The 24,553-nt window shown below is 72.0% G+C and carries 25 protein-coding genes and 4 pseudogenes; 13 read left to right on the forward strand and 16 right to left on the reverse strand.

What is annotated here, in order from left to right; all coding sequences use genetic code 11:
- Nucleotides 1-4 precede the first annotated feature (4 nt).
- The gene (locus AB0P24_RS11170) at nt 5-1,129 is read right to left on the reverse strand and encodes a PLP-dependent cysteine synthase family protein (RefSeq protein ID WP_365792509.1); all 1,125 of its coding nucleotides are present in this window, start codon (nt 1,127-1,129) and stop codon (nt 5-7) included.
- A 359-nt stretch (nt 1,130-1,488) separates the two neighbouring features.
- Here AB0P24_RS11170 and AB0P24_RS11175 point away from each other — a divergent pair, with 359 nt between their 5' ends.
- Together AB0P24_RS11175 and AB0P24_RS11180 are read left to right on the forward strand one after the other, a co-directional pair.
- On the forward strand, nt 1,489-1,812 hold the full coding sequence (locus AB0P24_RS11175; protein WP_365792511.1) for a hypothetical protein: 324 nt from the start codon (nt 1,489-1,491) through the stop codon (nt 1,810-1,812).
- 183 nt (nt 1,813-1,995) lie between these two features.
- Entirely contained in the window at nt 1,996-2,622 is a 627-nt protein-coding gene (locus AB0P24_RS11180; protein ID WP_365792513.1) for an ATP-binding protein, read from the forward strand.
- Nucleotides 2,623-2,668: 46 nt separating this feature from the next.
- Here the strand turns inward: AB0P24_RS11180 and AB0P24_RS11185 are convergent, their stop codons facing one another.
- Nucleotides 2,669-3,997, reverse strand: a complete 1,329-nt coding sequence (locus AB0P24_RS11185; protein WP_365792515.1) for an alpha/beta hydrolase — start codon at nt 3,995-3,997, stop codon at nt 2,669-2,671.
- Between the two features lie 71 nt (nt 3,998-4,068).
- Here AB0P24_RS11185 and AB0P24_RS11190 point away from each other — a divergent pair, with 71 nt between their 5' ends.
- Nucleotides 4,069-4,686: a TetR-like C-terminal domain-containing protein gene (locus AB0P24_RS11190; RefSeq protein ID WP_365792517.1), complete on the forward strand. Its 618-nt coding sequence runs from the start codon at nt 4,069-4,071 to the stop codon at nt 4,684-4,686.
- Here AB0P24_RS11190 and AB0P24_RS11195 read toward each other — a convergent pair.
- Complete coding sequence (locus tag AB0P24_RS11195) at nt 4,614-6,023, reverse strand: tyrosine-type recombinase/integrase (RefSeq protein WP_365792519.1); 1,410 nt, start codon at nt 6,021-6,023, stop codon at nt 4,614-4,616. The genes AB0P24_RS11190 and AB0P24_RS11195 overlap by 73 nt on opposite strands.
- A 231-nt stretch (nt 6,024-6,254) precedes the next feature.
- Nucleotides 6,255-6,566 (reverse strand): Lrp/AsnC ligand binding domain-containing protein, encoded by a 312-nt coding sequence (locus AB0P24_RS11200; protein ID WP_330814385.1) that lies wholly within the window; start codon nt 6,564-6,566, stop codon nt 6,255-6,257.
- Nucleotides 6,567-6,773: 207 nt separating this feature from the next.
- On the opposite strand from AB0P24_RS11200, the gene AB0P24_RS11205 reads away from it, so the two are divergent.
- A complete protein-coding gene (locus AB0P24_RS11205; RefSeq protein ID WP_365792521.1) occupies nt 6,774-7,766 on the forward strand; it encodes an aldo/keto reductase in 993 nt (330 codons plus the stop codon).
- Nucleotides 7,767-8,360: 594 nt separating this feature from the next.
- Here the strand turns inward: AB0P24_RS11205 and AB0P24_RS11210 are convergent.
- The 3 genes from AB0P24_RS11210 to AB0P24_RS11220 form a co-directional block, all read right to left on the reverse strand.
- The gene (locus tag AB0P24_RS11210) at nt 8,361-9,143 is read right to left on the reverse strand and encodes a hypothetical protein (RefSeq protein WP_365792523.1); all 783 of its coding nucleotides are present in this window, start codon (nt 9,141-9,143) and stop codon (nt 8,361-8,363) included.
- A 40-nt stretch (nt 9,144-9,183) separates the two neighbouring features.
- Nucleotides 9,184-9,423 carry a hypothetical protein gene (locus tag AB0P24_RS11215; RefSeq protein WP_365792525.1) on the reverse strand — a complete coding sequence of 80 codons (240 nt, stop codon included), beginning with the start codon at nt 9,421-9,423 and terminating at the stop codon, nt 9,184-9,186.
- Between the two features lie 158 nt (nt 9,424-9,581).
- Nucleotides 9,582-9,872, reverse strand: a complete 291-nt coding sequence (locus tag AB0P24_RS11220; protein WP_365792527.1) for an SHOCT domain-containing protein — start codon at nt 9,870-9,872, stop codon at nt 9,582-9,584.
- Nucleotides 9,873-10,044: 172 nt separating this feature from the next.
- Between AB0P24_RS11220 and AB0P24_RS11225 the strand changes: the two genes are divergently transcribed.
- Nucleotides 10,045-10,548 (forward strand): TetR/AcrR family transcriptional regulator, encoded by a 504-nt coding sequence (locus AB0P24_RS11225; RefSeq protein ID WP_365792812.1) that lies wholly within the window; start codon nt 10,045-10,047, stop codon nt 10,546-10,548.
- 54 nt (nt 10,549-10,602) lie between these two features.
- On the forward strand, nt 10,603-10,890 hold the full coding sequence (locus tag AB0P24_RS11230; protein ID WP_365792529.1) for a hypothetical protein: 288 nt from the start codon (nt 10,603-10,605) through the stop codon (nt 10,888-10,890).
- Nucleotides 10,891-11,091: 201 nt separating this feature from the next.
- Here AB0P24_RS11230 and AB0P24_RS11235 read toward each other — a convergent pair.
- Nucleotides 11,092-11,574, reverse strand: a pseudogene (locus tag AB0P24_RS11235) (ketol-acid reductoisomerase); the annotation flags it as partial.
- Between the two features lie 2 nt (nt 11,575-11,576).
- Here AB0P24_RS11235 and AB0P24_RS11240 point away from each other — a divergent pair.
- Nucleotides 11,577-11,885: pseudogene (locus AB0P24_RS11240) on the forward strand (LysR substrate-binding domain-containing protein); the annotation flags it as partial.
- 34 nt (nt 11,886-11,919) lie between these two features.
- On the opposite strand, the gene AB0P24_RS11245 reads toward AB0P24_RS11240, so the two are convergent.
- Together AB0P24_RS11245 and AB0P24_RS11250 are read right to left on the reverse strand one after the other, a co-directional pair.
- Nucleotides 11,920-13,155, reverse strand: a complete 1,236-nt coding sequence (locus tag AB0P24_RS11245) for an ROK family protein (RefSeq protein ID WP_365792531.1) — start codon at nt 13,153-13,155, stop codon at nt 11,920-11,922.
- A 130-nt stretch (nt 13,156-13,285) separates the two neighbouring features.
- Nucleotides 13,286-13,936, reverse strand: coding sequence for an alpha-ketoglutarate-dependent dioxygenase AlkB (locus tag AB0P24_RS11250; RefSeq protein WP_365792533.1), 651 nt, complete (start codon nt 13,934-13,936; stop codon nt 13,286-13,288).
- A gap of 68 nt (nt 13,937-14,004) precedes the next feature.
- Here AB0P24_RS11250 and AB0P24_RS11255 point away from each other — a divergent pair, with 68 nt between their 5' ends.
- Entirely contained in the window at nt 14,005-15,135 is a 1,131-nt protein-coding gene (locus tag AB0P24_RS11255) for a methyltransferase (RefSeq protein WP_365792535.1), read from the forward strand.
- Here AB0P24_RS11255 and AB0P24_RS11260 read toward each other — a convergent pair.
- Together AB0P24_RS11260 and AB0P24_RS11265 are read right to left on the reverse strand one after the other, a co-directional pair.
- Nucleotides 15,122-15,738, reverse strand: a pseudogene (locus AB0P24_RS11260) (class II fructose-bisphosphate aldolase). The gene AB0P24_RS11255 and the pseudogene AB0P24_RS11260 sit on opposite strands and share 14 nt — an antisense overlap.
- A pseudogene (locus AB0P24_RS11265) lies at nt 15,708-15,988 on the reverse strand (hypothetical protein); the annotation flags it as partial. The pseudogenes AB0P24_RS11265 and AB0P24_RS11260, both read right to left, overlap by 31 nt.
- 107 nt (nt 15,989-16,095) lie before the next feature.
- On the opposite strand from AB0P24_RS11265, the gene AB0P24_RS11270 reads away from it, so the two are divergent.
- The gene (locus tag AB0P24_RS11270) at nt 16,096-16,875 is read left to right on the forward strand and encodes a DeoR/GlpR family DNA-binding transcription regulator (RefSeq protein ID WP_365792537.1); all 780 of its coding nucleotides are present in this window, start codon (nt 16,096-16,098) and stop codon (nt 16,873-16,875) included.
- A gap of 30 nt (nt 16,876-16,905) precedes the next feature.
- Here the strand turns inward: AB0P24_RS11270 and AB0P24_RS11275 are convergent, their stop codons facing one another.
- The 3 genes from AB0P24_RS11275 to AB0P24_RS11285 all read right to left on the reverse strand — a co-directional run bounded on the left by AB0P24_RS11275 (nt 16,906) and on the right by AB0P24_RS11285 (nt 19,155).
- Entirely contained in the window at nt 16,906-17,304 is a 399-nt protein-coding gene (locus AB0P24_RS11275) for a luciferase family protein (RefSeq protein WP_365792539.1), read from the reverse strand.
- Between the two features lie 247 nt (nt 17,305-17,551).
- Nucleotides 17,552-18,481, reverse strand: coding sequence for a carbohydrate kinase family protein (locus tag AB0P24_RS11280; protein WP_365792541.1), 930 nt, complete (start codon nt 18,479-18,481; stop codon nt 17,552-17,554).
- Nucleotides 18,478-19,155, reverse strand: a complete 678-nt coding sequence (locus AB0P24_RS11285; RefSeq protein ID WP_181807981.1) for a class II aldolase/adducin family protein — start codon at nt 19,153-19,155, stop codon at nt 18,478-18,480. The genes AB0P24_RS11280 and AB0P24_RS11285 overlap by 4 nt, the downstream gene beginning before the upstream one ends.
- Nucleotides 19,156-19,212: 57 nt before the next feature.
- Here AB0P24_RS11285 and AB0P24_RS11290 point away from each other — a divergent pair, with 57 nt between their 5' ends.
- Both AB0P24_RS11290 and AB0P24_RS11295 read left to right on the forward strand, forming a co-directional pair.
- The gene (locus AB0P24_RS11290) at nt 19,213-19,866 is read left to right on the forward strand and encodes a TetR/AcrR family transcriptional regulator (protein WP_365792543.1); all 654 of its coding nucleotides are present in this window, start codon (nt 19,213-19,215) and stop codon (nt 19,864-19,866) included.
- A 516-nt stretch (nt 19,867-20,382) separates the two neighbouring features.
- A complete protein-coding gene (locus AB0P24_RS11295) occupies nt 20,383-21,549 on the forward strand; it encodes an MFS transporter (protein WP_365792545.1) in 1,167 nt (388 codons plus the stop codon).
- 90 nt (nt 21,550-21,639) lie between these two features.
- Here AB0P24_RS11295 and AB0P24_RS11300 read toward each other — a convergent pair whose 3' ends face one another.
- Complete coding sequence (locus tag AB0P24_RS11300) at nt 21,640-23,355, reverse strand: alpha/beta-hydrolase family protein (RefSeq protein WP_365792547.1); 1,716 nt, start codon at nt 23,353-23,355, stop codon at nt 21,640-21,642.
- 284 nt (nt 23,356-23,639) lie between these two features.
- On the opposite strand from AB0P24_RS11300, the gene AB0P24_RS11305 reads away from it, so the two are divergent.
- Both AB0P24_RS11305 and AB0P24_RS11310 read left to right on the forward strand, forming a co-directional pair.
- Nucleotides 23,640-23,804, forward strand: coding sequence for a hypothetical protein (locus tag AB0P24_RS11305; protein ID WP_365792549.1), 165 nt, complete (start codon nt 23,640-23,642; stop codon nt 23,802-23,804).
- A 12-nt stretch (nt 23,805-23,816) separates the two neighbouring features.
- The gene (locus AB0P24_RS11310) at nt 23,817-24,530 is read left to right on the forward strand and encodes a CPBP family intramembrane glutamic endopeptidase (protein WP_365792551.1); all 714 of its coding nucleotides are present in this window, start codon (nt 23,817-23,819) and stop codon (nt 24,528-24,530) included.
- The last annotated feature ends 23 nt before the right edge of the window (nt 24,531-24,553 follow it).

Here is a 24,553-nt window from a genome sequence, read left to right on the forward strand (position 1 = left end):
CGGCTCAGCCGGGCCAGACTCCCGTCACCAGCAGCGAGTCGATCGCTGCCGCGTAGGGGGCGATGTCCAGGCCCTGCCCGGCGAGCCACGTGTCCGAGTAGTACTTGTCGAGGTAGCGGTCACCCGGGTCGCACAGCAGTGTCACCACACTTCCCTGCCGTCCCTCGGCCACCATCTCGGCGACGATCTTCAGCGCGCTCCACAGCCCGGTCCCGGTCGACCCCCCGGCCTTGCGCCCGATCGCCCGCTCCAGCGCCCGCACCGCGGCCACGCTCGCCGCGTCCGGCACCTTCATCATCCGGTCGATGGCGCCCGGCACGAAGCTCGGCTCCATCCGCGGCCGCCCGATGCCCTCGATGCGGGACCCGCAGTCGCACGTGACGTCCGGATCGCCGGTGGTCCAGCCCTCGAAGAAACAGGAGTTCTCGGGGTCGGCGACACAGATCCGCGTATCGCGCTGGGTGTAGTGGACATAGCGCGCGAGCGTCGCGGACGTACCGCCGGTCCCGGCGGTGGCGACGATCCAGGCCGGTTCCGGGAACCGCTCCAACTCCAGCTGGCGGAAGATGGATTCGGCGATGTTGTTGTTGCCGCGCCAGTCCGTGGCCCGTTCGGCGTAGGTGAACTGGTCCATGTAGTGGCCGCCGGTCTCCACCGCGAGGCGCGCGGACTCCTCGTACATTTTCCGGGAGTCGTCCACGAAGTGGCACCGCCCGCCGTGGAATTCGATGAGCCGGCATTTCTCGGCGCTGGTGGTGCGCGGCATGACGGCGATGAAGGGCACGCCGATGAGCTTGGCGAAGTACGCCTCGGAGACGGCCGTCGAGCCGCTGGACGCCTCGATCACCGGTCGGCCCGGCCGGATCCAGCCATTGCACAGGCCGTAGAGGAAGAGCGAGCGGGCCAGCCGGTGCTTGAGGCTTCCTGTCGGGTGCGTGGACTCGTCCTTCAGGTACAGGTCGATGCCCCAGGCCTCGGGCAGCGGGAAGCGCAGCAGGTGTGTGTCCGCCGACCTGTTCGCGTCCGCCTGGACTTTGCGGACGGCCTCTTTGAGCCAGTCGCGACAGGCCGCGTCGCTGCGGTCGACGTCGAGGGTGGCGCCGGTCCGGATCTGCGGGGTGATGCTCACGGCAGGACTCCTTAACGCTTCGCGCGGACGGCGTCCGAACGCGGCCGACGCCTCGATCATAAACACCTTCCACACCGCTTCTCACCTGCATAAACGCATCTTTGGGCAGCTCAAAGGCACCCCTTGGAGCAGTGGCGAGAACGTTTCGGGGGCGCATTGCGGCGAGTGCTCCGAGCGCCCCCGCCCGGCAGTCCCGGCGTACTGGTGCTCCGCGCCGAGGGCGGGCAGACTGCCACCGGACGGGACGAACGTCTCGAACGGGGGCGCACACTGGATCACAATACGAGCCGGAGAGCGCCGGGCCGGGGCCACAAGCCCAGGACGGCGAAACCGAGGTACTCGAAAAGGGGCGGGGCAGGATGGCGGAGCCGGAGTTCACGGCGAAGGGCGTACGGATCGACAAGCGGCTGCGTTCGCTCACCCGGGCCGGTCAGGTCCGGATAAGGGACGGCCGGGTGCAGCTGCTGACGAGCTACGGCAGCGAGATCGACAGTGCGCCCGTGCAGGCCGTACGGGCCTCGAAGCCGTGGTTCGCGTCGGAGGACCGGGCCCTGGCCGACCTCAACGGCCAGCGCTACTCACTCACCCTGGGTGACCACGATCCGGCACCGGGCGAGCCCGGTCCGCCCGCGGCGCGCCGCTTCATCGAGGCGGTACGGCGGGCCGCGGGACGTGACCGCTGAGCCACGGCGAGTTGCGGGACCGTGCGCGCTGGGTCACGCTTGTCTCACGTCACTCTGGGTTTACCGGCGATAACGCTGCGAACCAGCCCGCCGGCCACGACAGCAGGCGGCCCCATGGACGGCGGCGCCCTGCTGGATCCGTTCTCCGTGTTCTTCCGGACCTCACGTCGGGGAGTCGCAGCCGTGATCAAACACCCAAGCAGACACTGCTCGGTGGAGCTCCAAGCATTGCCCTCGCGGATCGGCCAGGTCCGCAGAATCGTATCTGCGCAGTTGCGCTACTGGCGCCTCGACCCATTGATCGACCGGGCCGCGCTCGGCGTGACCGAGTTGCTGACCAACGTCCACCGGCACGCGCAGCCCGACAAGAACTGCACCGTGGAGATCGAGCTCCAGCTCGACCGCCTCACGGTGTCGGTCCGTGACCACGATCCGCGCCTGCCGGTGGTCGAGGACGGCACGGAGGTCGCGCCGATGGCCACCTGCGGCCGGGGGCTCGCCATGGTGGCGGCGGTCAGCGAGAGCTGGGGGGCGCGGCCGCACGACGACGGGAAGGTCGTGTGGTTCACCCTGCCCGCGCCGACGGCCACACCCAAGCCGGCCCGCCCGCCGCGGCGGGTCGCCGAATCGGCACCCCGCCGGATCGTCGAGCCGGAACCCGCGCCCGCCGGTGCGCCCACCCCGGCCCACGCGACCGCCGGTGCGCCCGCCCCCGCACACGCGACGGCTGGTACGTCGGCCCCCGCACACGCCACCGCCGCCGTGCCCGGCGCCGCGCACGCTCCCGCCCGCTCGGCTGTCGCCAGTTGAGCGGGCGGTGAGTCTCCTCGCCGCGTCCCTCCCCCGTATTCACTCTTCATTTGTGGTCGCGCAGGAAGGCAGGGATCTCGTCGCGGGTCGGGTAGTTCGGCAGGCGGGCCGGCTTGTCCTGAAGGAACGCAGTGATGACGGCGGCGGCTCGGTCGTTGTTGTCGTCCAGGCCGTTCCACATGTGGTGTCCGACTCCCGGCATGTACTGCGTGCGCTGGATGGCGGGGTCATTGGCAAGGATGGCGGTCGCCCATTGACGGACCTGGGAGGAGCACTCGGCGATCATCAGCATCGCGGGGGTCCGGGACTGGCGCAGATGCGGTGCGATGGAGGGCGAGTCCTTGACCGTCTGCTGGACACGGAGGCTGGCGGCGGGGCTGAAGGAGAAGTTCTGTGCGGTGTCCTCAGCAGGGATGCGGTGCGCATCGCGCGCACAGTAGGCGGATGCGGTGTCACTGCCGAGGTCTGCGGCGGTGAAGGCGTTGTCACCTTCGGCCTGTCCGATCAGTCCGGTGGCGGGGCTGAGGAGTCCGAGTCGCATGAGGCCGAATGCCACGGCGTACCGGGGGACGTGCGTCGATCGCGGTCCGGTCATGGCCGTCGCGAGGCCCCGTGCGGATTTCCGGCCCTTGTGCCCGGTGATGTGTGCGGTGGGGCCGTCCATGGGGCCGGGCTCAGCGATGATCGCCCGGTGCAAGCGTGCGGCGACGCTCGGGTCGGCCAGGGCTCGGGTGAGCACGGCCCCGCCTGAGGAGAATCCGAGAATGTCGACCTTGCCCTTGTTCAGGCGGTCGATGAAGGCGGCGAGGTCGTGGACCGACCTGGAGATCGTGTACTGGCCCATGGGGAGCAGGTCGCTTCGTCCGCCACCGGCCTGTTCATAGACGTAGACGTCGTAGCCCTGGCGTGCCAGCAGTTGCAGGAACCGGTGGTCGAGCACCGAGATGCCACGGACCGGTCCGCCGTTGAGGTACACGAGCGGGACGGGATGCCGGGGGCCGGGGTTCGCAGGCGGGTAGTGGTACACCGCGACCCGGCTGCCGGTGGACAGGCTCCAGTGCTGCGTAGTCACGAACGGCAGGGCGGGCGGGTACCGCCGGGCCGTCGGCACGGTCGGGACGCAGACCGACGCCGTCAATGCTGCCGCGACAACCACCGGCAGGAACAGCACGAGCCGCGCCGGCCAAGTGCGGCGCCGACCCCGCCACATCGCGAGAACAACCCCGACTCCAAGGGTCGTCAACCATGCGGCGAGCCCCGAGCCTGCCCCGTCTGTGAGGGCGATCAGCGCGAGAAAGACGACGACCAGCATCGCGACGGCGGCCGGGGCCAGCAGTAAGCGTCCGGTGAAGCGGACAAGACGTATGGCGGACATGGGCACGGCGGACCTCCAGTTTCAGAACGCTGTTTCAAAACGACGTTATCAAAGAGGGTAGGCTGTTGGTCGTGGGTAGGCCGAGAACAAACGACGAGGCCGTCAAAGAGCGGCTTGTGGAGTGCGCGACCGAGATGCTCGCCACCCGTCCGCGGGAGTCGCTCACGGTCCGCGCCGTGGCCGCTGCTGCCGAGGCGTCGACGACGGCGGTGTATTCCTTGTTCGGCGGTAAGGACGGGCTGATCGGTGCGGTGCGCGACAGAGCCGTCGCCGGCCTGTTCCAGGACCTGTCGACGGCGCAGACCTCCGCGGACCCTCTCGCCGACCTCTACGCGCTGGCCGTCGCCTACCGTCGTTGGGGGCGCGGACACAGCCACCTGTACACGGTGCTGTTCGGTGGTGTGCAGTCCTTCGACCCGTCGGGGGAGGTCGGTGCCAGGGACCCGATCCGTCCACTCCTCGCGGCGGTCGATCGCGCCTTGACGGCGTCCGTCCTCGCCGGCGAAGCAACGTCGATCGCTCTGTCGATCTGGGCCACCCTGCACGGGCTCGTGACTCTCGAACTGGCTGGGGCCCTCGACGCCGCCACGGCCGAGGCCGCATTCCGATCGGCGGTTCACGCCACGTTGCGCGGATGGACGACCCCGGCGGTGTTCCGCAGCCTTCGCCAAGCCGAACTCGCTCCTTGACAGGATCGGGACCGGTAATCGGGCCCTCCCGGTCCCTGCTGGGGCGGGGGTGCGTGGTCGGTGAAGACCGGCATGCCAAGGTCGACCAGCTGCGGCCGGCCATCGGTTGGAGACCGCTTGAGGCTGTTGAGTTTGGCCATCGCGGCGTCGAAGCTGACCTGGAGCCCCTCAACCTCACCGAGCCAGCCGTTGGCGCGGGCCTCTCGGATGCGTTCTCGGAGGTTCTGGATGATCTCGATGAGGCGGGACCGCTGGCGTGGGTCGATCTGGAGGACGGGGCAGCGGATGCAGGCATGTTCGTGCTTGCAGGGGGTCCCATAGGGGCGCCCGCAAGTCCCCAGGGGGACCTTGCGCAGCTCGAAGTGCTGCTGGAAGTCGCGCCACTCCTGCTCAGTGGGCTCCCGGTATTCCTCGACCGGGCGTTCGGCCCGGCGGCGGTCGGGGAAGCCGCGGTAGGTGCGGATCAGATCGTCCTGGAAGACCGAGAGGTATGCCTGAGCGGTCGTCAGAGTTTTGCGTCCGAGGATGCGGGCGGCGATGTGGACGGGCAGCCCGCCGGTCACGGCCTCGGTCGCGAACCTCCTGCGGAAGTCGTGGGGCGTCACCCGCAACGGGCTGCCGGTCTGGTCGCGCAGCCCCATCCGTTCCAGAGTCTTGCGAAGCAGGCGGGAGACGGTGTTCTGCCCCATGACCTGCGCTTGCCGGTAATGACGGCGCTGGAAGAGGTGCGGCAGCACCGGCCCGGTGACGCGTTCGTGGTCGTCATACCGGGCGACGAGCGGGATCTCGCCGCCGCTGGCGTCCCGCAGGCGCTTGATGATCGTGGCCAGGACGCTGGCCAGTTCCGGGCTGACCAGCAGCAGCCGTTCCTCGTTGCTCTTGGGCGGCACGATCTGCAATAGCGGGACGATCTCTCCGGCGTCCGGGAGCTTGTAGGAGACCAGCGCAGGGTGCGTGATCTCGGTGAGTTCCTCGACGCGTACTCCGGTGTGCCGCAGGGTCTCGATGACGGCCCAGGCCCAGAACGCTTCGTCCTCGGCCATGCTCTGGTTGATCCTCTTCGTGCTGCCCTCGGCCTGGATGTAGACGTGCGGGGGGTGATGGGCATGCGGCCGGCGCCGGTCGGACCGCGCCGCACCGGGTTGACCAGCGGTCCGCCGCCCGACTCGATCCAGAAGTCGTAGAAGCTGCGCAGCACCGCGTTGCTGTGCCGGATTGTCAGCGGCTAGTAGCAGTCGTCCAGGTACGTCTCCTTCGTGATCGGATGCGTGGTCCCCGCGGTCGACGCGGAATGTGTACGCGCCGACCTGCGCGGCTTCGTCGCGGCCCTGAGCCATAGCACGAAGTTCCGCACCTCCGCCGAGGTCGCACGGTGCCACTCGACATCGACCACCCGCAGCCACCTTCTCTGCACCAAGCAAGACGGCACGCCGAGGAGGTCTGTTCAGGAGATTCCACAGCGTCCTGTCACGGCTACGGCCAGAACGACCCAACTCCCAGGTGATCGACAGGGTGCGCCGGGCAGCGCCGGCACTCCACCGTGCCTGACGGGGACGAGCATGGACGGTCTAATCCAGTACCAGACGTCCGTTATGGACTCTGGTCCCGGCCTGCTTGAGGCGATGCAGAACCGGCACGACTTCGACTTGGCGCACGGCGGGGAGCACGCCGACCTTGGTAGTGATGAAGGTGTACAGGTCCTCGGTGTCCCTGCAGGTGACAGTGACCAGCAGATTGGCCGCGCCGGTGACAGCGGCCGTGAACGTGGTCTCGGGATGCAGCGATAGTGCGGTGCCGGTCGCATCGAGATCGCCCGGGGTGACGGTGAGCCAGAGGTATGCGGTGGCGTGAAAGCCGAACTGGGCCGGCGCGAGGTCCACCGCGATGTGCAGTGCCCCGGAGGACAGCCCTACGGCGACCTGTTGCCGGTGGACCGTTTCACCCGCCCCCGCCCCCGCCACGCCTGACCCGCCGGCGGGGGCCGGTCCTCCGGCTTGACTTCGAGCGCGCTCCAGGTCCTAGCGTCGGAGTCGTTCGTCAGCCCTCGAGGTACCGCCCGGTCCGCCGGGCAGGAGGAGTATCCGCGCATGATCACCCGAACCACGCTCGGCTCGCCCGGTCTCACCGTCAGCGCGATGGGCCTGGGGTGCATGGGGATGAGCGAGAGCTACGGCGCCGCCGACTGGGACGGCGGCCTGGCCACCATCAACCGGGCCCTGGAGCTGGGCATCACGTTCCTGGACACCGCCGACGCCTATGGCACCGGGCACAACGAGGTGCTGGTGGGCCGGGCCATCCACGGCCGCCGGGACCAGGTGCAGCTAGCCACCAAGTTCGGCATCGACCGCAGCGCCGGCGACCGGGCACGCCGCATCCGCGGTGCCCGGGACTACGTGCTGCGCGCCTGCGACGCCTCGCTGCTGCGGCTGGGCGTCGAGGTGATCGACCTGTACTACGCCCACCGCCCGCCCCAGGACGTGGAGATCGAGGAGACCGTCGGGGCGATGGCCGAGCTGGTCGAGGCGGGCAAGGTCCGCCATCTGGGCCTGTCCGAGGTCGACGGCGAGCTGCTGCGCCGGGCGCACGCGGTGCACCCGATCACCGCGGTGCAGAGCGAGTACTCGCTGTGGACCCGCGACGTCGAGGCGGTCACCCCGGTGATGGCCGAGCTGGGGGTCGGGTTGGTGCCGTACTCGCCGCTGGGGCGGGGGTTCCTGACCGGCAGCCTGGACCGCTCCACGCTGGGCGAGAAGGACTTCCGGCGCACCAACCCCCGCTTCGCCGGCGAGGCGGGCGAGGCCAACGAGAAGATCGCGCAGACCGTGCGCGAGGTGGCCGACCGGCTGGGTGCCACCCCGGCCCAGGTGGCGCTGGCCTGGGTGTACGCCCAGGCCGAGCGGCTCGGGGTTGCGGTGGCGACCATTCCGGGCACCCGCAGCCCGGCCCGGCTGGAGCAGAACGCGGCCGCGCTGGAGCTCACCCTGGACGCCGAGGCACTGGCCGCGCTGGACCCGCTGAGCGACCAGGTGATGGGCGAGCGCTACCTCCCTGCGCACACCGCTGAGGTCGCTCGGGGTTAGCCGGTGGGCTCGACGCGCACGACGTCCAGCTCGACGACGTCGTTGACGTCGCGCCCACCGGTGACCTCGCCGGTCACGACCAGCCGGGGTCGGGCCAGCAGTGCCCCGTCCTGCTCGACGGTCAGGATCGCCCCGGTTGCCGGAGCCCGGGGCGATCTCGCCGTAGGAGACCAGCGCCCGGTACCCGTCCGCGCCCACCGCGAGCACGCCGACGCTCAGCTGGGGTGTCGTCAACCGATCACCTGGCCGCTGAACGCGGCGCGATGCCGGGTATGCCGAGGTCGACCGGACCGTCAGGCAGCGGCCAGCAGTGTCGAGGTGGGCGTGCCGCAAGATGGTCTGCACCTCGGCGAGGGTGAGCCACTCGTCTCCCGCCATCCTGACCGCCGCCGTACGGCGAGCGTCGTGCAAGGTCCAGTTCGTGCCGAGCTTGTCGTTGGCCCGCTGGAGAATGCGGCGTGTCGCCCAATACGTCAGCGGGCGCGGATCCCCGCGGCGGGTGCGCCACACCGGTTGGCCTGGGTCGGGCAACCCGTCGGCGACCAGGTAGCTGCCCAGGTGGCGGAAGGCGTTCGGGGAGGCGGGCACGGGCTGTCAGATCCGGGTGCCCTTGCTGATCACGTATATCAGCTGGCCCGACCAGTCGATGCCGTTCAGCCCAACGCCCAGCAGTTCGCTCGCCCTGGCCCCGGAGGAAACGTAGAACTCCAGGAGTGCGCGGTCACGGTCGCAGCCCATCCCGGCGAACAACTCATCCCACAGATGGTCGGGGATAGACCGTGGGGCCTGCACCGGCACCTTCTGCCGCAGCCGGCCCCGCCGGAACACCGGCGTCGGCTCCAGCGGAGACCGGTGTGCAAGAGCCTGCCGACGCCCGTGCGAGGCCGGCACCGGATTGACCACCGGACCAACGCCGAACCTCGCATGAAAGGCATAGAACCCGCTGACCACGCTGAGGTTGTGGTTGATCGTGCTCGGCGCGTACCCCTCCCGGAGCGATGGCTTGCCGGTCTTCAGATTCACCGACCCCGCAGGCGGAGACGCGCTGTCCCGCTTACGGAGCCGCTGCGGGTTGCGCGCTTCCCGCAGCCGGCCAACGAGCGCCGCGACTTCGGCCTCCGTGGCCTTGTCCCAGGAGATCTGCAGGTAGTGGAGTAGCCGGTACCACCGCAACAGTCCGAACCCGTAACTCCGGCAGGTCAGCGGGCTGACGTCCCCCAGCATCAGATCTCGCAGGTAGGCACTGACCGGTTCGACCTCGCAACCGTCAGCATCCACTACAACGAACGGAAGGTCGGGCGTCGCCCCCGCGACCACAGCGCCGGCCTCGGGAACCGAGCACTTCCCCTCCATCAGGGCACGTCTCACGTCCTCCACCGCACCACGCTCCTGAAAAGTCCCAGACGATCCGCCTAGGTCACGACTGGGACATGGTGCAGTTAACAGGTCGCCACCAGCGCGGCAGGTCGTAGGCGTAGCTGCGTACGCTGCCGGTCCGGTTGTCCCGGGCGATGAATTCGATCAGGAACCTGCGGACCGGCTGCACGACCTTGCCTTCTCCGTCGAGGACCAGCCAGGGCACGACGCCTGGGTCCGCAGCCACCCGCCCCCAGCGCGGGAGACGGGTGGCGCGGACGTCACGGGATTGCTCGTTCAACTCCGTTGCGCTCCTTCGTCGTCGGGATGCGCAACGTCTACCGACTGGACCAAGCGGGGGATGCGCACCCGCCCGGAGTGTCCTTACGTAATCCGGTCAACGACTCGCCCTCGCGGCGCCCAGGACGCGAGCCGCGTCCGGCGCCACCTCGGCCATGGTCATGCCGGGCCGGGTTTGCCGAGGCGGCCGAACTGCTCCTCCAGGACGGACAGCCTGCGCCAGTACTCGTCCTCGTCGATCTCGCCGGAGGCGAAGCGGCGGCCGAGGACCGCGAGCGGCGAGTCACCGGACGGCCGCCCCCCGTCCATCGGACGCCAGGGCCCGCCGCGGCCGCGCCACGCGGTGCGGCGCAGGAACGTGACGGTGCCGATCACGACGGCCGCCCAGATCAGCGGGAAGAACAGGATCCACGGGCCGGGGCCGCCGTCCCAGTTCGCCAGGGTCTGCATCTTGGTCTCCAACTCCTCCATCGGGAAGGTCTCGGTGTGCTGCCTTGAGCCTGACTCCGAGGCGGGGTCCGGGTCGTCGTGCGGACGACGGCAGTCGCCGTACCTCCCGGGGAGTACGCGACGGCAGGCGCCAGGTTCCCGAAAGAACTGGCGTTCCGAGTCCACTCGTGAGCTGCTGTGGGAGCGCGGTTACACCGGTACGAGCCCCACGGCGATCCTGGAGCGCGCGGGCGCCGGCCAGGGCAGCATGTACCACCACTTCAAGGGCAGGCCGGACCTGGCGCCGGCCGCCGTCCGGCGGACCGCCGAGGAGTTGCCGGCCACCGCCGAGGACGTACTCTCCGGACCGGATACGCCGTTCGAGCGGATCGAGGCGTATCTGCGGCGCGAGCGCGACGTGCTGCGCGGCTGCCCGATCGGACGGCTGATCACGGATCCGGACATCATCGCGAGCGACGAGTTGCGCGCGCCGGTCGACGAGACGCTCGACCGGATCCGGGAGCTGATCGCAGGGATCGTCGAAGAGGGCAAGGAGCAGGGGGAGTTCGGTCCCCGGGTGGACGGCGCGGAGATCGCCGCGACCGTGCAGGGCGGCTATGTGCTCGCCCGTGCGCCGGGTTCCCCGGCCGCCTTCGACGCCGGAGTGCGCGGACTGCCGTCCCTGCTGCGGGGTTGACGACGCGCACACCGCCAAGGGCGCCGGGACACCCAGCGGGCGCCGCACAGCTTCATGACGCCTCTCGCGGTCGTGGGGGCGGCCGCCGAGAACGGTACGACCACCGAGCAACACGAGCACGCGAGCGACCACCCGGCCCGAGAGGGGACCAGCGCCATGTGCGCCATGCAGTACGAGTTCACCCTGCCCGCCGAAGCCGCACGACGCGAGCGCCGCAGGGGCCGAGCCGGCGGCGTTCCGCGCGGCGGGCGGCACGGCCGTCGTGCCGTGGACGCCGTACGGGACCGCAGGGAGTCGGGCGTTCCCGCCGACCGGGTGGTCCCCGGCCGCCTCGACCGCTGACACCCCGTTTCGTCGTCCAGCGGCAGGCCGCGGCCTGCGGCTGCCGGACGGCCAGGCGCGGTCGGTGGACGGCGGGCCCGGGATGCCGTATCCGCTGCGGCGGGTGCGGCCGCGGCCGGTGGCCGAGCCGGTGCGGAGCACGTCGAGCGGATCCTCGCGGACAACCCGGTCCGGGCCTTCGCCGTCGAGTGCCGTCAGGCGCTAGACCACGGAGATGTCGACCGACGGGCGGAGCTTCGCCGCGGCAGCCAGCGCTTCGTGGGCCGGGTGGGCGTCGAAGGCGGCCAACAGGTCCTGGTCGGCGGGGAGTCCGGCCGCCGGGTAGGCGATCTGCTCGTAGGCCGCCTGGAAGCGCGGGCCCCAGCGGCGGGTGCCCAGGCGGGCCGTGCGGGAGCAGTTGTCGACCATGTACGCGACGTCGCGAGCGTGCATGTAGGGCAGCAGCGAGTCCACCGCCTCGATGACGGACTCGTTGACGATCTCGGACCAGGGGTGGCCGCGCTCGGCGAACTCGTCGACCTGCGCCATCATCGTGGCCACGAACACCCCGGCGGTGAACGGCTCGACAGGCAGCTCCCGTTCGGTCCGCCGGGCCCGCACCCGCTCCCCCGCCGCCCACATCGGCGAACCGCCGATCCGGCTCATCTCCCGCTTCCCGAGCCGACGTTCGGCCAGGACCACGCTGCCCGTTCGTCCTCCCCCAGCGCGGTCTGGTGCGCGAGGCGGCCGACCGCTGGTTGCGGGCCCGGGGGCGGCCCGGGGCCGTCGTCTGTGAACCGGACGGCCACGAGGCCCTGCTGGCTCTGGTCGCCCTGGGCTGCGGCACGGGGGTGGTCCCCCGGCTGGTCCTGGAACACAGTACGGTGCGGGACCGGATCGCGGTGCTGCCGGCCGACCCCGCGCCGGAGCCGTTCCCGATCGGTCTGTGCGTACGCCGGTCCGACCTCAGGCGGCCGCTGGTGGCGGCGTTGTGGAGCCTGACGGCGCACTGGTAGGCGGGCGGCGGGCCGTCGCCTGGCGGCAGGCCGGTTAAAGAAGTGCCCCCAGCGGGTCGTCCAGCACCGGCTGCCAGGCCAACTCGGCCGCTCCCACGAGGCTGTTGTGGCTCAACGTGCACGGCAGGATCGGCACGCTGCCGCTCTGGCCCCACAGACTGCGGTCGGCGACGACGGCGCGCAGCCGCTCCGGGTCGGCGTCCAGCAGGGTGCGGTGCAGGCCGCCGAGGATGACGCGGTCGGGGTTGAGGATGTTGACCAGCCCTGCCAGGCCGAGGCCGAGCCGGTCGATCAGGGCCTCGGTGGCCCTGCGGACGGTCTGGTCGGCGTACTGGTCGCGGATCAGGTCCTCGGCCTGCCGGAGCAGCGACACCTCGGGGCCGGGATCGCGGCCCGCCTCGATCAGCAGCGCCAGCGGATCGGCCTCCACGTCCAGACAACCCCGGCTGCCGCAGTGGCAGGGGCGGCCCTGGGGGTTCACGGCGAGGTGACCGACCTCCAGGGCGAGGCCCGAACTCCCCGTGTGCAGACGGCCGTCCAGGACCAGCGCGCCGCCGACGCCCCGGTGCCCGGTGGCCACGCACAGCAGATCCCGGGCGCCCCGGCCGGCGCCGTGCCGGTGCTCGGCGAGCGCGGCCAGGTTCACGTCGTTGCCCGCGAACGCCGGACCGGTGATCCCGGCCGCCCGCACGCACTCCGCGAAGATCCGGCGCACCGGTGCCCCGACCGGCCAGGCCAGGTGGAGGGGGTTGAGCGCCAGGCCCTCCGGCTCCGCGACGGCGGACGGCACGGCGAGACCGGCGCCGACGCAGCGGCGGCCGGTGGTGCGCAGGAGGTCGGCGCCCGCCTCCACCACCGAGCCGAGCACCTTCGCCGGGTCGGCGTCGACCGTCTCGCAGCCGGGCGCGGTGGCGACGATGCTGCCGCCCAGGCCGACCAGCGCCGCGCGGAAACCGTCGGCGTGGACCTGCGCGGCGAGCGCGACCGGGCCGTTCTCGGCGACCTCAAGGCGGTGGGAGGGGCGGCCCTGCGAACCCGCGGCAGCGCCGGGGTGGGCGTCGACCCTGATCAGGCCGAGCGCCTCCAGTTCGGCGGCGACGGCGCCGGCCGTGGCCCGGGTGACGCCGAGTTCCGCGGTGAGCACCGCGCGGGTGGGGGCGCGGCCGGTGTGCACGAGTTCCAGTGCGGGGCCGAGTGCGCCGCGCCCTCTGTCCAACCGGGGTTTCGAGGTTCCGTTCCCCGTCGGGCCGGGGGCCGCCTTTCCGCTCATGAGAGGGAGTCTGCCATGATCCGTAGTCCTGACCGGTGCGGGTGCGTCGTGGCTGGTCGCGCCCACGCGGCGGTAGCCGCATGTCGATACGGCCCCGCGCCCCTGGGGGGCGCGCTCCCGCCGGGGCTTGTCACAAGCCGCTCACTCTCAGCGTGACGTTGAGGCGGCCGGTCAGGCCCAGCTCCGTCGGTCCCGTGCCCGGGTACACCCTCGGCACCCCGTGGTGGGCGAGCCGCGACTCGCCCCCGAACACGAACAGGTCCCCCGACCGCAGCTGCACGTCCGTGTAGGGCTTCCCTCTGCTCTGCGGGTTGCCGAAACGGAAGACGCAGGTGTCCCCCAGGCTCAGCGACACCACCGGGGCGTCCGAGCGCTCGTCGGCGTCGCGGTGCATGCCCATGCGGGCGTCGGCGTCGTAGAAGTTGATCAGGGCGATGTCGTACGACAATCCGCCGACCGCTTCCGGGCCCAGGGCGTCGGCCGCCGCGCGGCGGCCCAGTTCGTCGAGCCAGGCCGGGAACGGCTTCACGGGGCTGCCGTCGCCGTCGACGGCCGTGCGGGCGTAGGAGTACGGGTACCAGTGCCAGCCCAGGCAGACCTGGCGGGCGGTCATCGTGCCGCCCCCGGGCGTGCGGACCGTGCGCAGGCCCGCCGGGGGCCGGGCCCAGTCGCGGCAGGCCGTGAGCAGCGCGCGCTGCCGGTCCGTGTCCAGCCAGTCGGGGACGTGCACGGCGCCCGGCGCGATGCGGGCGCGCGCCCTCGGGAACAGCTCATCCTCCATGCCCCCCATCCTGCCCGACCGGGCCTGAGCTGCGGTTCGGCTAGCCTGGACGCACGATGAGCGACCGTATGACGACTGCCTGGGGCGAGTTCGAGCTGTCCCGTTTCCCGGAGGATCCGCGCGACCGGCTGCGTGCCTGGGACGCCTCCGACGCGTACCTGCTGCGGTATCTCGACCGGGAGCGGATCGGACTGTCCGGCACGGTGGTGGTGCTCGGCGACCGCTGGGGGGCGCTGGTCACGGCGCTGGCGGAGCACCAGCCGGTGCAGATCACCGACTCGTACCTGAGCCAGGAGGCGACCCGCGTGAACCTGGGGCGCGCGGGTGTCGAGCCGGGCGCGGTGCGGTTGCTGACCACCCAGGATCCGCCGCCGGAGCGGGTGGACGTGCTGCTGGTGAGGGTTCCCAAGAGCCTTGCGCTCCTTGAGGACCAGCTGCTGCGGCTGGCGCCCGCCGTGCACGCGGGCACGGTCGTGGTCGGCACCGGCATGGTCAAGGAGATCCATACGTCGACGCTCCGGTTGTTCGAGCGGATCCTCGGGCCGACCCGGACCTCACTGGCCGAGCAGAAGGCCCGGCTGATCCACTGCGCGCCGGATCCGTCGCTGGAGCGTCCGGAGAATCCGTGGCCGTACAGCTACGCGCTTCCCGACGGCATCGGCGCGGTCTCCGGGCGTACGGTCGTCAACCACGCGGGGGTCTTCTGCGCCGACCGGCTCGACATCGGAACCCGGTTCTTCCTGGCCCATCTGCCGGCGGGAGGACGGCGGATCGTGGACCTGGGGTGCGGGAACGGGGTGGTGGGGACGGCGGTGGCGCTGGCCGATCCGACGGCCGAGGTGCTGTTCGTGGACGAGTCGTTCCAGGCGATCGCCTCGGCGGAGGCCACCTACAAGGCCAACGGGGTTCCCGGGCACGCCGAGTTCCGGGTCGGGGACGGGCTGGCGGGGGTGGCGGCCGGGAGCGTGGACGTGGTGCTCAACAACCCGCCGTTCCACTCCCACCAGGCGACCACCGACGCGACGGCGTGGCGGATGTTCAGCGGCGCGAAGCGGGCGCTGCGGCAGGGCGGCGAGCTGTGGGTGATCGGCAATCGGCATCTGGGCTACCACGTGACGCTGCGCCGCCTGTTCGGCAACAGTGAACTGGTGGCGAGCGACCGGAAGTTCGTGGTGCTGAAGGCCGTCAAGCGCGGGTAGTCCGGCCGGCCAGCACGCCGATGATCCTGGTCACGTCCCGGGCCATCGCCGCCCTGCCGACATCGAGGTAGGTGCGGGAGTCGACGGCCTCGGGATGGTCCGTGAGGAAGCGGCGGACGGAGGCGGTCATCGCCATGTTGAGCGCGGTGCCGACATTGACCAGCGCCGGCCGTCCTTGCCGTCGGCCTCACCCAACTCCGCCTCGATCCACAGGCCTCGGGAGTGCGGCCAGTCGACGGCGGTCGCGGTCGCGGCGAGGTTCTCGGCATACGGCAGCCGGGACGCGTCGTACATCACCGAGCTGAATCCGGTGCCGGGGGCCTGCCGGAGCAGGTGGTCGCTCTGGACGTGGTCGAGGTGCAACGCGACCGGCACCTGGGCGCGTTCGGCGGCGGTGGCGGCGGCGCGGGCCAGTGGCAGCAGGTGTCCCTGGCGGAACTTGACCGCGTTCTCGCTGACCTGGAGGACGACGGGCGAACCGGCGGTCTCCGCGCCGGTGATGACGGCCTCCACGTGTTCCAGGGTGATGACGTTGAACGCGGCGACGGCGGACCGGGCTTCGGCGGCCCGGGTCAGCAGCGCGCCGGTGGCTGCGAGGGGCACGCCCACTCCCCGCCGGACGGGGTGAGGATCACCGGGCGGGTGAGATGGCGCGGCCGGTCGGGGTCGAGGCCCCGGGCGGCGGCGACGGCGACCGCGAGGCGCTGGGCGCTGGGCGCTGGGCGCGGACGAGTTCGGCGAGCGGGTCGAGGGTGCCCTGGATCCACAACCCCCCGGTGGCGCCGGCCTGTGCGGCGAGCCCGGCGCGGGCGGGACCGAACATCCAGGTGGCCGTGGCGCGGGTGGTGATGCTGCGTGATTGTTCTTGCAAGATAGAGCGAGCTTTCAATCACAATCAAGCATCCCGTCTCAGATCGGGTGCGCTAGGGTCGCCGGGAGATCGAGGGAACGGAGGGGCGGATGTCGCGCGACGCCCGCTGGAAGGCGCTGCTCGAGCTGCTGGCCGAGCGCGGCCGCCTTGAGGTCGAGCAGGCGGCGGCCGAGCTGGCGGTCTCGGCGGCCACCATCCGCCGGGACCTCGACCAGCTCGCCGAGCAGCAGATGCTGGTGCGCACCCGGGGCGGGGCGGTGGTGCACGGGGTGTCGTACGAGCTGCCGTTGCGCTACAAGACGGCCCGGCAGGCCTCCCAGAAGCAGCGGATCGCCAAGGCGGTGGCGGATCTGGTCACGCCGGGCGAGGCGGTGGGGCTGACCGGCGGTACCACGACCACGGAGGTGGCCCGCGCCCTGGCCGTACGCGCCGACCTCACCACCGGCACACCCGCGCTGACGGTCGTCACGAACGCGCTCAACATCGCCAACGAGCTCGCGGTGCGGCCCCAGTTCAAGATCGTGGTGACGGGCGGGGTGGCGCGCCCGCAGTCGTACGAGCTGGTCGGGCCGCTCGCGAACGGGGTACTGGGTCAGATCACGCTCGATGTGGCGGTGCTCGGGGTGGTCGGCTTCGACGTCACACGCGGGGCGGCGGCCCATGACGAGGCGGAGGCCGCGGTCAACCGGCTGCTGTGCGAGCGTGCGGCCCGCGTGGTCGTCGCCGCCGACTCCAGCAAGCTGGGCGCGCGGGCGTTCGCCCGGATCTGCCCGGCGGAACTGGTGGACACGCTGGTCACGGACACGGCGGCGGCGCCGGATGCGGTGCGCCGGTTCGAGGAGGCGGGGATCCGGGTCCTGACCGTGTGACGCGACGCGCCGGTACGGCTCGGCTCCCTGTCACAACATCCCGCTGGTGTCCGCGCTGACGAATCCCGCGCCCCGCTGGTCGTTGCAGCCGAACACGGGCCGGTCGGCCGGATCGGGCCAGCTCTGCTGGGCCTGGAGGGCGACGCTCACCAGGGTCAGCAGCAGGTCGACGTCGCTCGCCGCGTCGAGTCGGAGGGTCACCCACTGCGAACCGGGGACGATCCGGATAGCCCCCGTGCGCTTGAGGTTCTTCGCGAAGTGCCGGATGGCGTGGGTGGTGAGCCGCAGGTCCACATCGCGTTCGGAGTGGAAGTGCGCGATCTCGCCCTGCGACGAACTCACCGCCTGCCCCAGCCCGCAGCTAGGTACGGCCTGGTTCAGGTCGGGCCAGGTCGCCAGTTGCGCCAGAGCGCGCGCGGCCAACGTCATGGGGCCATCATGGCCCGCTCACTCTCCGGTAACCAACTAGCGAGCAGTTATTAACCGAGCTGTTGCCGGACTCATTCCGAACACAGACGCCCGGGACGAGTGAATGTCCGCAGAAGTTCAGTGGTTCGAGGGACGGAAGGTTATCTCCCGGATGTCCGGGACCGCCGTGGCCGGCGTCACACGTCACGCGTCACGCGTCACGCGTCACGCGTTGCGCGTTGCGCGTTGCGCGGGTCCGGCATCTGCCTTACGCACGCCTGGCACTCGTCGCCGCGAACGCGTCGGCGGCGGCGAGGTCGAAGTCCCCGTGATCGCTGCCGAGGCCCTGGGCGACCAGTGCCGCCACGGCGTTGCCGAGGACCGCGGAGTCGTACGCGGTGCGGCCCAGCCCGATCCCGTAGACGAATCCGGCCGAGAAGGCGTCGCCGCAGCCGGTGGTGTCCACGACGTCGGTCTCGAAGGCGGGCACCGGCTCGGCGCCCTCGGCGGTGACCAGCAGCGCGCCGTCGCCGCCCCGGGTGACGGCGACCAGCCCGGCTCCGGCGCCGATCAGCTTCTTCGCGCCCGCCACCAGATCGTCCTCGCCGGAGAAGCCCAGCACCTGGTCGTCGTTGGGGAGGAGATGGTCGACGTAGGGCAGCGCCGCCGCGATCTGCTCGAAACTGCCGAGCGCACCGGGCGCGAGCAGGTCCACCGAGGTCGTCACGCCGTGCTCCTTGGCGAAGTGCAGGATGCGCGCGGCGACGTCGACGCCGATCAACTCCGGGCCGCCGAGGTGGAGATGGGTGGCTTCGGCGAGGGCGTCCCAGGGCACGTCGTCGACGCCGTAGGTGATGTTGGCGCCGAGCAGGTGCAGGGAGGGCCGGTCGCCGTTGGGACGGATGGGCAGCACGCTCGCCGAGGTGGCGGTGTCGGTACGGCGGACGAGGAAGCCCGTGTCGATCCCGGCCCTGCCGAGCAGTTGCACCAGCATGTCGCCGGTCGCGTCGGCGCCGACGGCCCCGGCGCTGTGCACGGTGGCACCGAGTTTGGCGAGGCTGAGCGCGGTCCCGCCGGCGGTCCCGGCCGCGGTCATCCTGATGTCCTCGACCAGGGTGGCGCCCTGGCCCTCGGGTATCGCGTCCACCGGCCGCACCAGCACGTCCAGCACATGCACGCCCATCGTGATGACTCTCATGGCTTGCCCTCCTGAAGGGATTGGGTGGTGCCGTAGTTCCGGGCGATCGCTGCCTCGATCACCGCGAGTTGCTGCCGCTCGTCCAGGACGCGGGGCGTGCCGAGGGCCGCGGCGTGCTGGTAGACACCGCAGGCCCATTCGAGCAACAGGGCGTTCTCGACGGCCTTGTCGAGGGTCGGGCCGACGGTGACCGAGCCGTGGTTCGCCATCAGGGCGGCGCTGCGGCCGTCGAGCGCGGTGAGCACCGACTCGGCGAGTTCCGGGGTGCCGAAGGTGGCGTACGGCGCCACCCGTACGGTGCCGCCGAGGGCGAGCAGCTGGTAGTGGACGCAGGGCAGTTCGTCGAGCACACAGGAGAGGGCGGTGGCCATCGGGGCGTGCGTGTGGACGACCGCGGCGGCGCCGTGACGCCGGTAGACCCCGAGGTGCAGGTCGAGTTCGGAGGTCGGTTGCAGGGTCCCGGCGACGACCTTGCCGTCCAGGTCGACCACCGTCACCTGGCCCGCGGTGAGCTGGGCGAGCACCGCGCCGGTCGCGGTGACCGCGACCCGGTCCCCCACCCGCACGCTGACGTTGCCCGCCGTGCCGATGAGCAGGCCCGCCGCTCCCAGACGACGGCAGACGTCCGCCACCGCGGCCCGCTCCTGAACCAGCGCGGAGCTTGAGTCCGTCATGGCCGCGACGGTAACCTAAACATGAAACAAAGTCACGTTCAGATTCAGGAGCCGCAGGTGAGCGAGCCGACCGCCGAGGAGGCCGGGGCCGTGCTGCGCCGGACTCCCCAACAGGCGCGCAGCAAAGCCCGGTTGGCACGGGTGCTGAAGGCGGCGGAGCGCGTGCTGATCGCCGAGGGCGTGCCGGCCCTGACCACGACCCGGGTCGCGGCGGAGGCCGGGGTGTCGGTCGGCTCGCTGTACCAGTACCTGCCCGACCGGGACGCGATCATCGACGCACTGGCGGCCACGTACTTCTCCCGGCTCGAAGCGCTGATGGAGGAGTTCGTGCACAGCGCGGCGACGGAGCGCTGGTCCGACCCGGTCGGCGTGCTGATCGACACGTACGCCGGGCTCTACCGCACCGAACAGGGCTTCAGGGCCCTGTGGTTCGGCAGCGGTCTGACCGACCGGACCCGAGCGGCGGACCGCGAGCACAAGCGCCGGATGGCCGACGGGGTGCGCCGGGTACTGCTCGCGCTCGGCATCGCCGACGACGCGCGGGGGCTCGGCCCCGCGTGCCATGCCGCCGTCCTGGCCGCCGACGCGCTCGCCCAGGAGGCCTTCCGCCGCGACCCCGAGGGCGACACCGCTCTCCTCGACGAGGCGAAGGTCATGCTGCGCGGCTACCTCACGGACCTCGCGGGAAGGCACGGGCGGCGGGACGACTGAGCGCCACCGGCCGTGCGGCGGGCGCCGCGCCTTCGTACGCCCGCCGGTACGGCGATCGCGGTCCCGGGCCGCCGCCCCGGCTCAGCTCCTCGGCGCCCCCAAGGCCCCGGCGGAGAGCGATCAGCGCGGGAACGCCCATCGGCGGCCGATGCCCCTCGGCACCGCCACCGGCGGGAGGAGAAGCACCGCACACCCGCTGACGGCGGGCAGGAGGCGGCCGGGGCCGGTGCCGCGCGCAGACGAGACGTCCGGCCGGCGGCGCGCCCAGGACACCGCCGAGCGCGAGGGCCGGGCGGCATGTGCGCACCGGCCGGCCGCGAGGACCGGGTGGGCCACCCGCGTAGACGCCCCGTCCCGCTGAACGATCCGCGTCGATCGCAACGGCGATCCGGTCCCGGTGGCCGCCCACCGCCCTTGTCACGCCCGCCGCCCCCACCTAGCGCCCTTGTCCCGTCCGCCGCCCTCACCTAGCCTGAGTTTGTGCCGCTGATAAACAAAATCCGGACGCACAACGCCGTGCCCGGAAACGCCCTCATCCGACTCCGCATCGCCCTGACCGTCTTCTTCGCCATGGACGGCTTCGTCTTCGCCGGTTGGGTCGTCCGCATCCCGGCCATCAAGGAACAGACCGGCGCCTCGGCCGGCGCCCTGGGACTCGCCCTGCTCGGCGTCTCGGCCGGAGCGGTGATCACGATGATGTTCACCGGCCGGCTGTGCCGCCGCTACGGCTCCCATCTCGTGACCGTCGTCTGCGCCGTCCTGCTCTCCCTCAGCGTCGCCCTGCCCCCGCTCACCCACTCGGTCCTGGCACTCGGCGCCGTACTGCTGGTCTTCGGCAGCGCCTACGGCGGCATCAACGTGGCCTTCAACAGCGCCGCGGTCGACCTGGTACGCGCCCTCCGCCGCCCGATCATGCCCAGCTTCCACGCCGCCTTCAGCCTGGGCGGCATGATCGGCGCCGGCCTGGGAGCCCTGATCGCCGGAGTGCTGACCCCCACGCAACACCTGCTCGCCCTCACCGCCCTCGGCCTCGTGGTCACCCTGTTCGCGGGCCACACGCTCCTGCGCACTCCCCCGCCGGCCGCACCCGAGGACGACACACCGCGGGCGACATCCATACGGCACCGCCTGGCACCCCGCCCCCGGCTGCTCGTCGTCACGTTCGGCCTGATCGCCCTGTGCACGGCCTACGGCGAGGGTGCCATGGCCGACTGGAGCGCCCTGCACCTGGAGCAGGACCTCGGCGCCGCACCCGGCACGGCCGCCATCGGCTACTCCTGCTTCGCCCTCGCCATGACCGTCGGCCGGCTCAGCGGCACCAGGCTGCTCGAGGCCCTGGGCCAGACCCGCACCCTGGTGTTCGGCGGCACCACCGCCGCGACCGGCATGCTGCTCGGCGCACTCGCCCCGGCCCTGTGGGCGGCCCTCCTCGGTTTCGCGATCACCGGACTGGGCCTCGCCAACCTCTTCCCCGTCGCCGTCGAACGCGCGGGCAGGCTGGCCGGCCCCGAGGGAGTCGCCATCGCCTCCACGTTCGGCTACGGCGGCATGCTCCTGGGACCACCCGCCATCGGCTTCATGGCGGACTGGCTCTCCCTCCCCGCCGCCCTCACCACCGTCGCCGTCCTCGCCGCCACCGCCGCGGCCATCGCACTGCTGACCCGGCGCACGGCAGGGCACTGACCGAAGATCCCGCCCGTCCGCGGACCGCTCGCACTCCGCCGTCCGGACGGGCGCGCGGCCGCGGGCCAGCCGCCCGGCCGGGGCATCGCCTCAGTCCAGCAGTCCCGGTTCCGGCAGCGGCTCCAGCACCCCGGCCAGCCGCGCGGTGTCGGCGCCCGTCCAACCGGGCGGGCCCGTGATCTCCGCCCACGCGCTCGTCGGCAGCGTTCCGTACCGGTGTCCGAATCCGTCCGGCACGTTGTCGGCGCCTGCCAGGTCGCACGCCACCTGCCAGAACGTCAGCAGTGGGTACCACCGCATCACAGTCGAGACGTCGCGGGCCCGCGGCCGGTCCAGCCAGTCCGGCTTGCGGAAGGCGAGGCCGGGCGACCACCAGACGACGGGGTCGGAGCCGTTCTGGAGGTAGACCGCGCGGGGCTCGCCCCAGGGCGCGTCCGGGATGCCGTAGTCCGCCGGCACCTGCGCGAAGCGCACATGCGCCCCGCCGGCGACCACCGGCCGCCACTCGGGGCTGCCCGGCTGCCGCCGTGCGGTGACCGTCTTCCACAGCGGGTTGTCGTAGGTCGGGCCGACGAACAGCGCGCCGCCGGTCTCGGCGACGAGCCTGGCAGGAGAGCCGTTCAGGGCGGACTCCATGGAGAAGGATCCGAGGCTTTCGCCGTAGACGACGAGCCGGGGGCGGGAGCCGGCGGGGAGCATCCGCCACTTGGTGTAGACGGCGTCGAAGAGGGCACGCCCGGTGGCTGCGGCCTCGTCCTCGGTGAGCGCGGAGACCCAGCTGGGGAGGTAGGAGTACTGCATGGCGACCTCGGCGGTGTCACCGTCCCACATGTACTCCAGGGGTTTGCTCCCCTGGTCGTTGATCCAGCCGGTGCCGGTGGTGCCCATGACGGCGAGGACCGTGCGGGAGAAGCCGCCGGTGCGTTCGAGTTCGCGTACGGCGAGGGCGGCGCGTTCGCCGAGGGTGTCGGCGGAGCGCAGGCCGACGTAGACCCGTACCGGATCCTTCGCCGGGCGGCCGGTGAAGGCGGCGATGTCGGCGCGGGGCGTGGCCGTGCCGACGAAGTCGCGGCCCTTGGCGCCCAGCGTGTCCCAGTGGGCGGCGGAGTCGGGGGTGCCGGAGAGGGTGGGCAGGCCGGGCTGGTGGACGCCCTTGGTGGTGCCCTGGTCGGCGAGCGAGGCACCGCTCTCGATCGCGTCCAGCGCGGCGCGCAGCAGGAAGCCCTGGACGATTCCGACGATCACGAAGGCGGCCAGGACGACCCCGGTGGCGTAGGCGACGGGGCGCGGGACGAGGGCGCCGAACGCGTGAGCGACGACGCGGGTGGATAGCCGTACCACGCGGGCCACCAGGAGCAGCAGCGTGCCGACCAGCGCGGCCACGAGGGGGACGAGCGCCCACTGCCACCAGACGATGTGCGGGGGCAGGGCCACCGCCCGGCGGACCTGCCCCTCCCAGCGGACGCTCCAGGCGGTGACGGTGACCACCGCGGCGGCGCCGAGCACACCCAGGGCGGCCCAGAGGATACGGCGGGTCCGCGGGCGGACGCGGACGCCGGCCCAGCTCAGCAGCAGCCGGGCGAGGGTCTCCAGCACGGCACCGACGGCGTAGCCGACGGCCGCCGAGACGCCGGCCGCGAGCCCCTGGAGCCACCAGGCGCGCGGAAGCAGGGAGGGGGTGAGGGACAGGCAGTAGCACAGAACCGCCACCCCGACGCCGCCCCAGCACGGCCGCCGACGGAGCACCGGGTCGGGGCCCGCATGCCGGCGCACCCGCTCCGCCGCCCGCCGGGTCCCGTCCCTCATACGCTTCAGAGCCCTGCCCGCACCACTCACTTGGCCACCTCGGGACCACGATCGGCCACCGCATCCGCCGCCGCATCCGGAAAGTCCCCCAGGGTCACCCTTCCTTCCGGGAAAAGGTGCAAGCCCTCACGGGACATCCCATCGTGGTGAGCATGGCCCAGGTCCGGACGACCGCGAATACACGCTCCACGCCGCCTGCGGCCGGACCGACGCCGCCCGCGGCGACCGCGGCGACCGCGGCGGCAGGCGACTCGGTGGTCGGTGCCGGTGTTCTCCGGCGGGGCATGAGCGAGCGGGCCGCGCGGCAGGCCGTCGCCCAGGCCGCCCGCGACCGGTCGCCGAAGGCGGGTATCCAGGTCGCCCCCGTCGTCGGCGCCGCGCCGGGCCGTGGTCGCGGCGGCGGACGCCGCACGCCCGGCCGCCCGCCGGGCGGCCGGGTCGGGTTCTGACACCCCGTCGGCATGCCGCCGCCCCGGCTCCCCCGGCTTCCCACCCGCCCTGCCCTGGCGGCGGTGGTGGCCGTGCTGGTGTCGGCGAACCTGCTGGACAACCGCTGGGCCGGGTCCTGGATCCTGCTCACCGCGGTCGTCGCCTCGGCCGTCCTGGTGGGGCTGCTGTTCTGGGCCGGGGGCAGCTGGCAGGAGCTGGGGCTGGGCCGCGACACCCTCGGCGACGGGGCGCGTTGGGCGGTCACTCTGATCGGGATCGTCGCGGCGGTCTATCTGTGCGTGGCCTTGCCGCCGGTCACCCGCGGACTGTTCGCGGACCAGCGGACGGACGCGCTGAACGGGCCGGAGATCGCGTTCAAGGCGCTGGTCGCGGTGCCCGTGGGGACGGTACTGCTGGAGGAGACGGCCTTCCGCGGGGTGCTGTTCGCACTCCTGCGCCGCCTGCACACGGCCACCACGGCGGCCGTCCTCTCCTCCGTGCTCTTCGGCCTCTGGCACATCCTGCCCTCGCTGCACCTCGACAAGGACAAGCCGACGCTGGGTTCGCTCTTCGGGCACTCGGCCGCCGGGGCGGTGCTGGTGGACATCGGCGCCGTGCTGTTCACGGCCGTGGCGGGCTGTCTGCTGTGCTGGCTGCGCGATCGCAGCGGCTCCCTGCTGGCGCCGATGGCCCTGCACTGGGCGGTCAACGCACTGGGGTACACGGTGGGGTTCCTGCTGCGCTAGCCGCGGGCACGGGCTCGTATCCG

The sequence above is a fragment of the Streptomyces sp. NPDC086519 genome (assembly GCF_040686075.1).
In the GTDB taxonomy this organism is placed as follows: domain Bacteria; phylum Actinomycetota; class Actinomycetes; order Streptomycetales; family Streptomycetaceae; genus Streptomyces; species Streptomyces shenzhenensis.

Excerpts from the sequence above, each read along its gene's own strand:
- AB0P24_RS11280 (WP_365792541.1), bottom strand. The coding sequence starts at position 18,481 with ATGAGAGTCATCACGATGGGCGTGCATGTGCTGGACGTGCTGGTGCGG.
- AB0P24_RS11285 (WP_181807981.1), bottom strand. The coding sequence starts at position 19,155 with ATGACGGACTCAAGCTCCGCGCTGGTTCAGGAGCGGGCCGCGGTGGCG.
- AB0P24_RS11305 (WP_365792549.1), top strand. The coding sequence starts at position 23,640 with ATGAGCGAGCGGGCCGCGCGGCAGGCCGTCGCCCAGGCCGCCCGCGAC.
- AB0P24_RS11255 (WP_365792535.1), top strand. The coding sequence starts at position 14,005 with ATGACGACTGCCTGGGGCGAGTTCGAGCTGTCCCGTTTCCCGGAGGAT.
- AB0P24_RS11250 (WP_365792533.1), bottom strand. The coding sequence starts at position 13,936 with ATGGAGGATGAGCTGTTCCCGAGGGCGCGCGCCCGCATCGCGCCGGGC.
- AB0P24_RS11185 (WP_365792515.1), bottom strand. The coding sequence starts at position 3,997 with ATGTCCGCCATACGTCTTGTCCGCTTCACCGGACGCTTACTGCTGGCC.
- AB0P24_RS11275 (WP_365792539.1), bottom strand. The coding sequence starts at position 17,304 with ATGACGTTGGCCGCGCGCGCTCTGGCGCAACTGGCGACCTGGCCCGAC.
- AB0P24_RS11175 (WP_365792511.1), top strand. The coding sequence starts at position 1,489 with ATGGCGGAGCCGGAGTTCACGGCGAAGGGCGTACGGATCGACAAGCGG.
- AB0P24_RS11205 (WP_365792521.1), top strand. The coding sequence starts at position 6,774 with ATGATCACCCGAACCACGCTCGGCTCGCCCGGTCTCACCGTCAGCGCG.
- AB0P24_RS11220 (WP_365792527.1), bottom strand. The coding sequence starts at position 9,872 with ATGCAGACCCTGGCGAACTGGGACGGCGGCCCCGGCCCGTGGATCCTG.
- AB0P24_RS11300 (WP_365792547.1), bottom strand. The coding sequence starts at position 23,355 with ATGAGGGACGGGACCCGGCGGGCGGCGGAGCGGGTGCGCCGGCATGCG.
- AB0P24_RS11230 (WP_365792529.1), top strand. The coding sequence starts at position 10,603 with ATGACGCCTCTCGCGGTCGTGGGGGCGGCCGCCGAGAACGGTACGACC.
- AB0P24_RS11310 (WP_365792551.1), top strand. The coding sequence starts at position 23,817 with ATGCCGCCGCCCCGGCTCCCCCGGCTTCCCACCCGCCCTGCCCTGGCG.
- AB0P24_RS11195 (WP_365792519.1), bottom strand. The coding sequence starts at position 6,023 with ATGGCTCAGGGCCGCGACGAAGCCGCGCAGGTCGGCGCGTACACATTC.
- AB0P24_RS11245 (WP_365792531.1), bottom strand. The coding sequence starts at position 13,155 with ATGAGCGGAAAGGCGGCCCCCGGCCCGACGGGGAACGGAACCTCGAAA.
- AB0P24_RS11270 (WP_365792537.1), top strand. The coding sequence starts at position 16,096 with ATGTCGCGCGACGCCCGCTGGAAGGCGCTGCTCGAGCTGCTGGCCGAG.